Source organism: Aeromonas sp. HMWF016 (assembly GCF_963878195.1).
GTDB classification, from domain to species: domain Bacteria; phylum Pseudomonadota; class Gammaproteobacteria; order Enterobacterales; family Aeromonadaceae; genus Aeromonas; species Aeromonas lacus.
In genome coordinates this window covers 19,311-29,560 of the sequence record NZ_CAWNWX010000115.1, presented here as the reverse complement: position 1 = coordinate 29,560, position 10,250 = coordinate 19,311, and the positions used below count along the sequence as shown (strand labels likewise).

The following is a 10,250-nucleotide window of genomic DNA, read 5'->3' as shown; positions in this document are numbered from 1 at the left end:
ATGTGGGGGGGGGAAAGTTGCGATCGTTTTTGGGCAGAGTAGCGATCGCCTTGTCGATGCTGGCGAGCTGCTCATCGCTGATGCGATCTTTGGCAAACATCAGGCTGACCGGCTGGTGGTGGAGCAGCAACTGGCAGCTGATAAAACCGGTGGCGCCGAGTTGCTCGAGGCGATAACGGGCGTATTGCCACTCCATGATAACGCCGTCGAGGCGGCGGGCGAGCAGCAGATCGATCAGCCGGTCGTCGGCGTTGTACTCTGTTACCTCCTTGAGTGCCGGGCAGTTCTCCAACTGCTGCATCGGGCGGGTGCCGCGTAGCTTGCCGATCTTGAGTCCCTTGGCGTTGCACAGCGCAGAGAGGGTCGGGTAGCCGGCCCAGCGATCTTGCTGGCCGGGAATGGGATCGTTGCTGAGCAGCACGTAGGCGCTGTGGCGATAGGGGGCCGAGAAGCGGGCGTATTGCTCGCGCTCCGGCAGCGCCAGCGCGCCCATCGCCACATCAAGCTGGCCATGCTCCACCAGATGGAGTGCCCGGGCCCAGGGAATTTCACGAAATTTGGGGGTGAAACCCGCCTTTGTGAGGATTTGGCTGGTCAGGCTGATATCAAGGCCGTCCAGTTCTCCTTTATTGTTGAGCTGACTGAAAGGGGGCCAGTGGCTCCAGGCCACGGTGAAAACCTGCTTTTCTGCCTGTGCCGGCATCACCCACAACAGCAGCAGGGCGAGCCAGAGTGGCCAGCTGATGGGAAAGCCTGATTGCCTCTTCATATAAACCTCATCATCCCTGATCTTTTTTAATCCCCGCGCCTTGCTGGCAACAGAGTCTTTTTATTGTGTTTGATGTTAATAGGGTGGCAGCAAAAGTGCGGGAGAAAGGGAGATATTCAGGCAGGGGGAGCATGCTTTTCTCCTCGTGCTGGGAGGAACATCACATTTTTCTCGTTTCTCCTCAATAACTCCGTTAGACTGCGCCTCTATTCTTTCCCCTTTGCTCTGCTCCCCGGGGAAATCGTTGTTTTCTCAATAGGCCCAGATCTTGTGAGATGGCATCGGCTCAGCAGAGGAGCCCCACCACAAATCCCCGGCGCCACTATCCCTAGCAGGTAACTATGAGTTTTACTTCCCTCGGTCTGGCCGAACCCTTGTTGCGTGCCGTTGCCGAACAAGGCTACGACACCCCGTCTCCCATTCAGCAGCAAGCGATCCCCGCCGTTCTGGCTGGCCGCGATCTGATGGCGGCGGCCCAAACAGGGACCGGCAAGACCGCAGGCTTTACCCTGCCGATGCTGCAACGTCTGATGGAGAGCAAGCGCAAGGTTTCTCCGAACCGCATTCGTGCGCTGGTGCTGACCCCGACGCGCGAGCTGGCCGCCCAGGTGGGCGAGAGCGTGCGTAACTACGGCAAACACCTGCCGATGCGCAGCCACGTCGTGTTCGGCGGCGTTAGCATCAATCCGCAGATGATGGCGACTCGCCGTGGTCTGGACGTGCTGGTGGCCTGTCCCGGCCGCCTGATGGATCTCTACAACCAGAATGCCGTCAAGTTTGACGAAGTGGAGATCCTGGTACTGGACGAAGCGGATCGCATGCTCGACATGGGCTTTATCCGCGACATCCGCCGCATCCTGGCCCTGATGCCGAAGAAGCGCCAGAACCTGCTCTTCTCCGCTACTTTCGCCGACGAGATCCGCGAACTTGCCACCGGTCTGCTGGATAACCCGGCGGTGATCGAAGTCGCCCCGCGCAACAGCACCGCCGAGCGTATCGAGCAGCTGGTTCACCCGTGCGACAAGGCCAACAAGATCGGCCTGCTGAGCCATCTGGTCACCAGCAACAACTGGCAGCAGGTACTGGTGTTCACCCGTACCAAGCACATGGCTAACCGCGTTGCCGAGACCCTCGACAAGAACGGCGTCAGCGCTGCCGCCATCCACGGCAACAAGAGCCAGGGTGCCCGTACCCGCGCACTGGCCGGTTTCAAGGATGGTAGCGTCAAGGTGCTGGTGGCGACCGATATCGCAGCCCGTGGTCTGGATATCGACAAGTTGCCGCAAGTGGTCAACTTCGAGCTGCCGAACGTGGCGGAAGATTACGTGCACCGTATCGGTCGTACCGGCCGTGCCGGTGCTGCCGGTCACGCCATCTCCCTGGTCGCGGCCGATGAAGGGAAGCTTATCAAGGCCATCGAGCGTCTGACCAAGCAGAACATCCCCTGCGAGCAGGTGCCCGGCTTCGAAGCGTCCCGCGAGACCCTCGACAACATCGCCCGTGGTATCGGCGCGCCGCTGCGCAAAGAGCCCCGTGATCCGAGCGAGCAGCGCCGTGCGCCGCGTCCGCAAGGTCAAGGCCAGCGTCAGGGGGCCGCTCGCTCCGGCAACAACGGTGGTAACGCAGGCGCTAACCGCTCCGGCAACGGCGGCAAGCCCAAGCCCCAGGGTGGTCAGCGTCCGGCTGATGGCGCCGCCAAGCCGGCTCAGGCCCGTCGCCCCCGTCGCGCCAGCCATAACCAGTAAGGGCAAGGAGAGCCACACTCCCGCTCTGAACGGTTAAACGAAAAGCCCTGCCATATCGGCAGGGCTTTTCTATTTCTGCTTCTGCGGCTCCGCGTTTGGCTGACCTGCTCTGGTCAGGAGAGCAGGGCGGTGATCAGGAGACAGGCCGCACTCAGCAAAATGACGGTGAAAGTCAGCCCCATTCCCACTATTCGATAGCGGAAATTCTCCGGCGTGCGGCTCATGCCGAAGGCGTGACAGAGGCGACCAAGCAGCAAGGCACTCCCCAGCAGATGAACCAGCCAGGGGGCATGGCTGCCGGTTTCCACGAAATAGATGAGCAGCAGGGCGAGGGGAACATACTCGGCAAAGTTGGCGTGCACCCGCATGGCCCGCAGCATGGCGGGATCATCGCCATGGCCGAGCGCCACTTTCTGGCGGTGACGGGTGCGAATGGTGCGCACGCTGAGCAGGACAAAGAGCAGGGCAAGCAGGGCCGCATAGATGGGCAGTATGGTCATGGCGTAGGACTCCCGAAGTGATGAATGAGCATGGATCTGTTGTGCGCTCAATGGCTTGCCCTTGAGGGTAGCAGTAAAGAGGGCTCGGCCATGACGTCCTGAGCACCCTTGCCGGATAAAAAAGCCCCGCCGGTCTGGCAGGGCTTGTTGTCGGGTTTTAGGTGGCGAGCTCTGTCAGCAGCACTTCGCCAGTCAGGCGCCGTAGGGGAGAGAGGAGTGGTGCAGCACGATGCGCACCTTGCCATCATCTCCCTTCTGGAAACCCCAGCTCTTGTCGACCGTGGTCTCCTTGTTGTCGCGATCCACCAGATGCACCTTGCCCATGGTCAGCGCCATGTTGCCGTTGATATAGACGGCGGCATTGTCATAGCGGTAGCTCTGCCAGTTTTTCAGGGCAAAGCCGCTGTCGGCCGGATAGGCGCTGTTGTTGCCGACAAAATAGGCCAGCGCCCCCTCGCGGGTGGTGCGAAAGGTCTGCTCGCCACCGGCGAGGGTGGGTTTGAACAGCACCGGCCCCTGCTGGTAGCCATAAGCGCTGTCGAGTACCGCCTCGGCGGTGGCTTTGGCGCGCTCAATGCCACCGGCCCGATAGTCATCGCTGATCTTGATGAGCGCCGCGCCCCAGGCATCCTGCGCCGCCTTGATGTCGGCCTCGGTGATATTGTTGTTGGTGATTTCGGCCGCGCTGAGGGCGCCGCTGGCTGCCAGCAGAACAAGGGCAAGGGAACTCTTCGTGAGATGCAACATCATTGTTTTCAAACTCCTGAAAGCGATAAACGAGGGGGCAGTGTAGCGAGCGGGCATGAACGGGTTTTGAACTGTTCGTTCAGGTTTTGGTGGCAAAAAAGATTGTATAAAACACGGTTTTTGGCGGTTTGTTCGGTGGTGCCCCGATCAGCGGACGGGGGTCAGCAGGGCCGAGAAGTAGCGCTCCTGCATCTGCTGCCAGCGGCCGCTCGCTATCAGCTGCTGCTGGGATTGGATAAGGGCGGCGATATCGGCCTGGCGGCTCTTGTTGAGGTAGAGATAGACCTCGATATCGGAGACCCGTTTCCATGGTGCGGCAAGGGGGGATTGATTGGTGGGCAGCAGCCGGATCACCCAGTCGGTTCTGCCGCGTTGGAGCAGGGCGAGACCCTGCTTCTCATCGTTGAACCAGACGATGCGCCGACTGTCGAGATAGCGGCTGCACCACTGAATACCGCGCAGGCAGCCAATCAGCTCCTGACTGGCGGGGGGCCAGCTGGCGTCCTGCTTGCTCTGGGCATAGATGGTCACTTCGCCAATCGCCGTGCCAACCGGGATCATATGCGGGTGGGCCTGCTCAAAGCCCTTGATCCGGGCGATATCGCCATCGATGGTGCTATCGGAATCAAGCAGCTTTTTGCAGCGGGCGCTGGTGCAGGGGATAAAGGTGAAATCGACTTTGGCCTTGCCAAACCACTCCTCATAGAAGGGGCGCAGCAGGGGGATATATTCCACGGGCGCCGCCAGCGACAGGGGCGCGCCCTGGGCAATCGGGTTCAGACAGCACAGCAGAAACCAGCCAGCCCACTTCATACCTTGCTCCCCACTCCATTGCGTATGGAAAAAGCGTAGCTGAAACGTCCTTTATCCCTCTGGTGCGAGAGAGGGGATGGGCAGAGTAGTGGTATGTGCCGTGGTGATAAAACAAAGCCCCGCCAATCAGATTGGCAGGGCTTTGTTATTTGGGGCATTCCGTATCGGGGATTACAGCGCGGGCAGCAGTCCCATACTGACGCTTATCTGGACGCCGACAATCAGCACACCCATGGCGCCGGCCACTCCCAGCGCCACTACGCCACCCGGGGCGCGGTAGTGGTGGGCGGGCGCCTGTTTGCGGCTCTGCCACACCAGCGCCACCGGCAGCAGTACCGCGAGGATGGCCAGCGCAATGGCGGCGTAGCCGAGGGCCATGATAAAGCCCTGCGGGAAGTAGAGGGCAAACAGCAGCGGCGGCACAAAGGTGATAAGGCCGGTCTGGCTGCGGCCCTGCCAGTTGTCCTTGCGGCGGGTAACCTTGGCCATAAAGTCGAACAGTCCCAGAGTCACCCCGAGGAAGGAGGTGGCGAGCGCCAGATCGGCGAACAGGTGCATCGCCTGATTGAAGGCGGGCCAGCTTACCAGCTTGCCGACGCTGGCGAGCAGGCTGTCGAGCGCGCCGCCATTGGCCAGCAGGGAGGATTGGCCGAGCAGCCCCAGAATGGCCACCTGCCACAGCACGTAGAGGATCAGCGGCAGGGCGGAGCCCCAGACAAAGACCCGACGCAGCTGCTTGGGGCAATCGCCGAGGTAGAGCATCACGCTCGGGATTGAGCCGTGAAAGCCGAACGAGGTGAAGATCACCGGCAGGCCCGCCAGCAGCAGCCCTTCCCCGAGCGGCATGGCGAGCAGGTGTTCGCCCTGGGCGCGCGGCAGCAGCAGCGCCAGCACGCCCACCATGATCACCAGCTTGACGGTGAACATCAGCCGGTTGAGGTAATCCACCGAGCGGGTGCCGACACAGACCATGCCGCCAAACAGCAGGGTAAAGGCCCAGGCGGCCTGCTCCTGGCTCAGGGTGATGCCGGCATCGGCCAGCGCCTGTGCCAGCAGGCTGCTGCCACCGCTGATGTAGGCGGAGGCGAGGGCGTAGAACAGCATCAGGATGCAGAAGGAGGCGATGCGCTTGCCCCAGGGGCCGAGCAGGTGATCCGCCAGCTGGTGCAGGTACCACTTGCCGGTATTGAGGCTGGCCTCCACCTGCAGCATGGCGGTAAAGGCCATCAGGGCCCACAGGCCAATCATCAGCAGCAGGGTGGCGGGGCCGCCGAGGGAAGAGGAGGCCAGCGGCAGGGCCAGCATACCGGCGCCTATGGTGGTGCCGGCAATCAACAGGGTACAACCCAGAGTCTTGGTGTTCATGTTATCCATCCGAAAGTGAGCGGAGATGTTGCAAACAAGAGAGAGCCAGTTGGCTGTGTCGGGAGGCGCCTCCGGGGGAAAAGCCGGAGGCTAGCAATATCGGCGTGGAAACATCTGTACCTGAAACCTGTCGGTTGTAAAAGATGGTTGCCACGTTAACGGATCGAAATAGCGGAGACAACCCCTAAAAAGCGGATCTTGTGCTGTGGAAGGCTTTTAAGTGGAAATAAAAAGTGACACCTGGCGCTATGCGCCGAAAAAATGTGCGCCTTGAGGGGGCGATGCCAATCCGCTTGAACCAGCCCTCGGGATCGGAGGGGGTTGCTACAGGCGTCTGGAAGGGGCGACAGAGGGCAAAACAGGGCGCTAGCGGCCCGAATGGTTCGGTATAAGTAAAAATAGGGTCATATGGCCAAAAGCCATAAATTGAATTTATAGCGAGCCGATGGGCCGATAAACGGGCCCTGAGCAGAGGTTGCAAGCCCTGTCGGCCGGTTGGCCGATCTTCTGCTGATCAAACAGACGCGTGCAAAGATGGGCGTTGAGAAAAGAAGTCGCACAGGCTGTCAGTTCTGGCTGCCCATGCTGGCAGTTTGTGCCGGCAGCCTGTGTGGTTGTGGGTGGTTGTTGCTGGCGGCTTAGCGACGGCGCTTGAGGGTACGGCTCACATAGTGCAGCCCGCTCTGGTAGTCGCCATTGACCGCCTTGAGTGCCAGCTCCAGCGCTTGGCTCGCCAGCGCGTCGTGCTGCTGGGGCAGGGAGTTGATGCCAAAGGGGAGGAAGTCGAGCAGCCGATCGTCGCCGAAAGTGGCCATGGCAAGCTGGCTCATATCGGTCTCCTGCTCCAGCAGATAGTCCAGTACCCCCTCCATCAGGATGTAGGAGGTAGTGATCAGCGCCTCGGGCAACTGACCCAGCTGCTGGTGCAGATGTTTGATCAGTCGATACCCCTCGGTGCGCGAGAAGTGGGCCCCTTCACAGAGGTGGCAGGTCGCACTGTGGCTGGCGATGGCCTGCTCGAAGCCTGCTTTTCGCTCCTGACTGATCGTGAGTTCCGGCAGTGCGGTGATCAAGGCGATATGGCGAATGGCCGGGGTGAGCAGGGAGGCGGTGAGGTCAAAGCTCGCCTTCTCATTTTCACTGGCGACGGTGACGAAGCGATCGGCCGCCATGCTCCGGTCGATGGCGAGGATCTGCACCCCTTGTGCTTGCTGGTTGCCATAGAAGGGATCATCCGGCGGCAGGCAGCTGGCCACCAGCAGGGCATCCACATGGCGGCTCACCAGCATCTGGGCCAGCTCTTTTTCGGTGGCGGGATCATCTTCCGAGCAGACGATGAGAAGCTGATAGCCCTGCGCCCGCGCTCCCTGTTCCAGCCGCTTGGCCAGCTTGGCGTAACTGGCGTTCTCAAGGTCGGGCAGGATAAAGCCGAGGGTCTTGGTCTGGCCACCGCGCAGGGAGGCGGCGCGGCTGTCCGGCTGGTAGTTGTGGGCGGTGACGACGGCCATCACCTTGTCGCGGGTGGCCTGACTGATGCGGTATTGGTCGGCCTTGCCGTTGATCACATAGCTGGCCGTGGTGCGCGAGACACCGGCGAGGGCGGCGATTTCATCCAGTTTCATCATATTGGCTCTGTTTGAGTTGCTAGGCCCACGGGCACTGCCTGGTAAGGGCACCGAAAAGTGTGCGCGGGATCATATCATTGAAAACCGCTCTTTGTGGGTACTTGATCAATTCACTGAAACGATTCAGTCTGAGTGTAAGTGAAACGATTCAGCTTGTCAGCAGCGCCGCTTCGCAGAGATGCAGAGCAGGGTGGTAAAACCCGGTCAGGATCACATTTCGAGGTATCCCGACTATCGTCAGCTGGCAGGCAAACCGAATGTTCAATTGTGTTGACCCGGCGATGCCGGGATCTGATGGAGAGTGGCTATGTTGAAGTTGGTGCGAGAGCAGATCTTGCTGGGGCAGTCGGTGGCGACCAAGGCCGAGGCGATTGCCCTGTTGGCAGGCAAACTGACCGAGGCCGGTCTGGTGGAGGCGGGCTATGTCGATGGCATGCTGGCCCGTGAAGCGCAGCATGCCACCTACCTTGGCAGCGGCATCGCCATTCCCCACGGCACTACCGACACTCGTCATCTGGTGAAGAGCACCGGTGTCATGGTGGCCCAGTTCCCCAATGGCATCGAGTGGGACGAGGGGCAGATCGCCTACGTCGCCATCGGTATCGCCGCCAAATCAGACGAGCATCTGGGCATTTTGCGCCAGCTCACCCATGTGCTGGGTGACGAGCAGGCGGCAGCCCAGCTCAAAGAGGCCACCGATGCCGACACCATCATCAATATCCTGACCGGCGCCACTGCCACCAAAGAGGTGCAATACCTGACCCTGGCCGACTTCCCGGCCGATGATCGCGACCAGCTGCTGCTGGGCGCCGCTGCCCGCGCCAAGTCAGCCGGTTGGGGCGATGCCGCCATGGTAAGCGCGCTGCTGGCAAGCGAACCGGCCTATCTGGGCGAGGGCATCTGGCTGGCCCGCGCCCATGTTCAGCAAACAGCATCGGCCCAGACTGGCTGGGTGTTGGCCACCCCGAGCAGCGAACTTCGCGCAGGGGATCTGCCGGTCAGTGCCATGCTGCTGCTGTGCGCCGCAGATAGCGGCCATCTGCCGCAACTGGAGAATCTGGCCAAACTGGCAGATGCCGGTCAGCTGGCGACGCTGGCGGGCGGTGAGGGGCTGGCCATGCTGCAAGCGGGCCCCGCGAGCGGTCTTTCCGAAACCTTCACCATCATCAACCCCCACGGCCTGCACGCTCGTCCCGGTGCCATGCTGGTCAAGGTGGCCAAAGAGTTTGAATCCGACATCCGGGTTGCCAATCTGGATGGCAGCGGCGAGGCAGTCTCCGCCAAGAGCCTGATGAAGGTGATCGGCCTTGGCGTCAAGTGCGGGCACCGTCTGGCATTTCGCGCCGAAGGGGCAGATGCCGAAGCGGCTCTCAAGGGGATCGGTGAGGCGATCGCCGCTGGTCTGGGCGAGGGGGCGCATTGATGAAGATTGTCACCATTACCCTCAACCCCGCCCTGGATCTCACCACCCGTCTCGAGGCGATGAGCCTTGGCGAGGTCAATCTGGTGAGCGAGGCCAACCTGCGTGCCGCGGGCAAGGGGATCAACGTCGCCATGGTGCTCAAAGACTTGGGCCGCGAGGTAGGCGTGACCGGCTGGCTGGGCGCTGACAATGAGCAGAGCTTTGTCTCCCTGTTTGCAGAGCGGGCGCTGGATGATCACTTTGTCCGTGTCGCGGGCAGCACCCGCATTAACGTCAAGATCTCCGAGCAATCCGGTCGGGTCACCGATCTCAACCTGCCGGGGCTCACCATCCATGAAGGGGAAGTGAGCGCCCTTGAACAGGCCATCGACGAGCTGGCAGCGCAGGCCGACTGGTTCGTGCTGGCGGGCAGCCTGCCCAAAGGGGTGGCCCCCGATTACTGCGCCCATCTGATCCGTCTGCTCAAGGCCAAGGGCAAGCAGGTGATCTTCGATTGCAGCGGTGCGGCGTTAAGCGAAGGGATCAAGGCGGCGCCGACCCTGGTCAAACCCAATCTGGAGGAGCTGAGCCAGTGGGCAGGCCGCCCCATCAAGACGCTGAGCGAGCAGGCCGAGTGTGCCCGCGCGTTGCAGGCAAGCGGCATTCCCAACGTGGTGATCTCCAATGGCGCTGATGGCCTCATCTGGTTTGCCCCGGATGCCGTCTGGCAGGCCATTCCACCGCGGATGCAGGTGGTCAGCACCGTGGGTGCCGGCGATTCCCTGGTGGCTGGTCTCGCCCATGGTCTCAGCCTTGGCTGGACGCCGGAGCAGACCCTGCAGCTGGCCACCGCCGTCTCGGCGCTGGCGGTCAGCCAGGTCGCGGTCGGCTTTGACGATATCAATGTGCTCAACCCCTTGCTTGAACAGGTACGCGTAGAGCGTCTGGATGCGCTGGCACCGGTTCAATGCCATACCCCCTCAATGGAAAACTCAGGAGATGCCCAATGAAAGCAATCTTGGTTACGGCTTGCCCGGCGGGCATTGCCACCAGCTTTCTCGCTGCAAAACGGATAGAACAGCAGGCCAAACTGGCTGGCTGGGAGCTCACCCTCGACGTCGGCTCCAGCGTGCAGCCCCGTCAGGTGCCGGGCAAGGAGCAGATTGCCGCCGCCGACCTGGTGCTGGTGGTCGCCAGCGCTCCGGTGGATCTCGCCGCCTATGATGGCAAGCGGGTCTATCAGGGCAGCATGGATCTCGCCCTGCAGGATCCGGCTGCCTTGCT

Annotated in this window: 10 protein-coding genes; 4 read left to right on the top strand and 6 right to left on the bottom strand. The window is 61.5% G+C overall.

Annotated elements, in window-relative coordinates:
* Positions 1–769, bottom strand: a 769-nt coding sequence (locus tag AACS24_RS20190; RefSeq protein ID WP_108571802.1) for a substrate-binding periplasmic protein, incomplete at its 3' end; no start/stop codon positions are given.
* Between the two features lie 341 nt (positions 770–1,110).
* Here AACS24_RS20190 and AACS24_RS20185 point away from each other — a divergent pair.
* A complete protein-coding gene (locus tag AACS24_RS20185; RefSeq protein ID WP_108571801.1) occupies positions 1,111–2,514 on the top strand; it encodes a DEAD/DEAH box helicase in 1,404 nt (467 codons plus the stop codon).
* A gap of 113 nt (positions 2,515–2,627) precedes the next feature.
* On the opposite strand, the gene AACS24_RS20180 is transcribed toward AACS24_RS20185, so the two are convergent.
* The 5 genes from AACS24_RS20180 to cra form a co-directional block, all read right to left on the bottom strand.
* A complete protein-coding gene (locus AACS24_RS20180; RefSeq protein WP_108571800.1) occupies positions 2,628–3,014 on the bottom strand; it encodes an MAPEG family protein in 387 nt (128 codons plus the stop codon).
* A 192-nt stretch (positions 3,015–3,206) separates the two neighbouring features.
* Positions 3,207–3,764 (bottom strand): hypothetical protein, encoded by a 558-nt coding sequence (locus AACS24_RS20175; protein ID WP_108571799.1) that lies wholly within the window; start codon positions 3,762–3,764, stop codon positions 3,207–3,209.
* A 144-nt stretch (positions 3,765–3,908) separates the two neighbouring features.
* Positions 3,909–4,574 carry a hypothetical protein gene (locus AACS24_RS20170; protein ID WP_108571798.1) on the bottom strand — a complete coding sequence of 222 codons (666 nt, stop codon included), beginning with the start codon at positions 4,572–4,574 and terminating at the stop codon, positions 3,909–3,911.
* Positions 4,575–4,745: 171 nt separating this feature from the next.
* Positions 4,746–5,939 carry an aromatic amino acid transport family protein gene (locus AACS24_RS20165; protein WP_041207855.1) on the bottom strand — a complete coding sequence of 398 codons (1,194 nt, stop codon included), beginning with the start codon at positions 5,937–5,939 and terminating at the stop codon, positions 4,746–4,748.
* Positions 5,940–6,577: 638 nt separating this feature from the next.
* Positions 6,578–7,564 carry a catabolite repressor/activator gene (gene cra / locus AACS24_RS20160; protein ID WP_181364248.1) on the bottom strand — a complete coding sequence of 329 codons (987 nt, stop codon included), beginning with the start codon at positions 7,562–7,564 and terminating at the stop codon, positions 6,578–6,580.
* Positions 7,565–7,871: 307 nt separating this feature from the next.
* Here cra and fruB point away from each other — a divergent pair, with 307 nt between their 5' ends.
* From fruB to AACS24_RS22020, 3 genes are all read left to right on the top strand, one after another.
* On the top strand, positions 7,872–8,987 hold the full coding sequence (fruB, locus tag AACS24_RS20155) for a fused PTS fructose transporter subunit IIA/HPr protein (RefSeq protein ID WP_108571797.1): 1,116 nt from the start codon (positions 7,872–7,874) through the stop codon (positions 8,985–8,987).
* Complete coding sequence (gene pfkB / locus AACS24_RS20150; RefSeq protein ID WP_108571796.1) at positions 8,987–9,976, top strand: 1-phosphofructokinase; 990 nt, start codon at positions 8,987–8,989, stop codon at positions 9,974–9,976. The genes fruB and pfkB overlap by 1 nt, the downstream gene beginning before the upstream one ends.
* Positions 9,973–10,250: PTS fructose transporter subunit IIB (locus tag AACS24_RS22020; protein WP_308810144.1), on the top strand; the 278-nt coding region annotated here is incomplete at its 3' end. The genes pfkB and AACS24_RS22020, both read left to right, overlap by 4 nt.

Bases quoted from the DNA above. Each gene is read 5' to 3' on its own strand.
- AACS24_RS20175 (WP_108571799.1), bottom strand. From the start codon at position 3,764: ATGATGTTGCATCTCACGAAGAGTTCCCTTGCCCTTGTTCTGCTGGCA.
- AACS24_RS20185 (WP_108571801.1), top strand. From the start codon at position 1,111: ATGAGTTTTACTTCCCTCGGTCTGGCCGAACCCTTGTTGCGTGCCGTT.
- fruB (WP_108571797.1), top strand. From the start codon at position 7,872: ATGTTGAAGTTGGTGCGAGAGCAGATCTTGCTGGGGCAGTCGGTGGCG.
- AACS24_RS20165 (WP_041207855.1), bottom strand. From the start codon at position 5,939: ATGAACACCAAGACTCTGGGTTGTACCCTGTTGATTGCCGGCACCACC.
- AACS24_RS20170 (WP_108571798.1), bottom strand. From the start codon at position 4,574: ATGAAGTGGGCTGGCTGGTTTCTGCTGTGCTGTCTGAACCCGATTGCC.
- AACS24_RS20180 (WP_108571800.1), bottom strand. From the start codon at position 3,014: ATGACCATACTGCCCATCTATGCGGCCCTGCTTGCCCTGCTCTTTGTC.
- cra (WP_181364248.1), bottom strand. From the start codon at position 7,564: ATGATGAAACTGGATGAAATCGCCGCCCTCGCCGGTGTCTCGCGCACC.
- pfkB (WP_108571796.1), top strand. From the start codon at position 8,987: ATGAAGATTGTCACCATTACCCTCAACCCCGCCCTGGATCTCACCACC.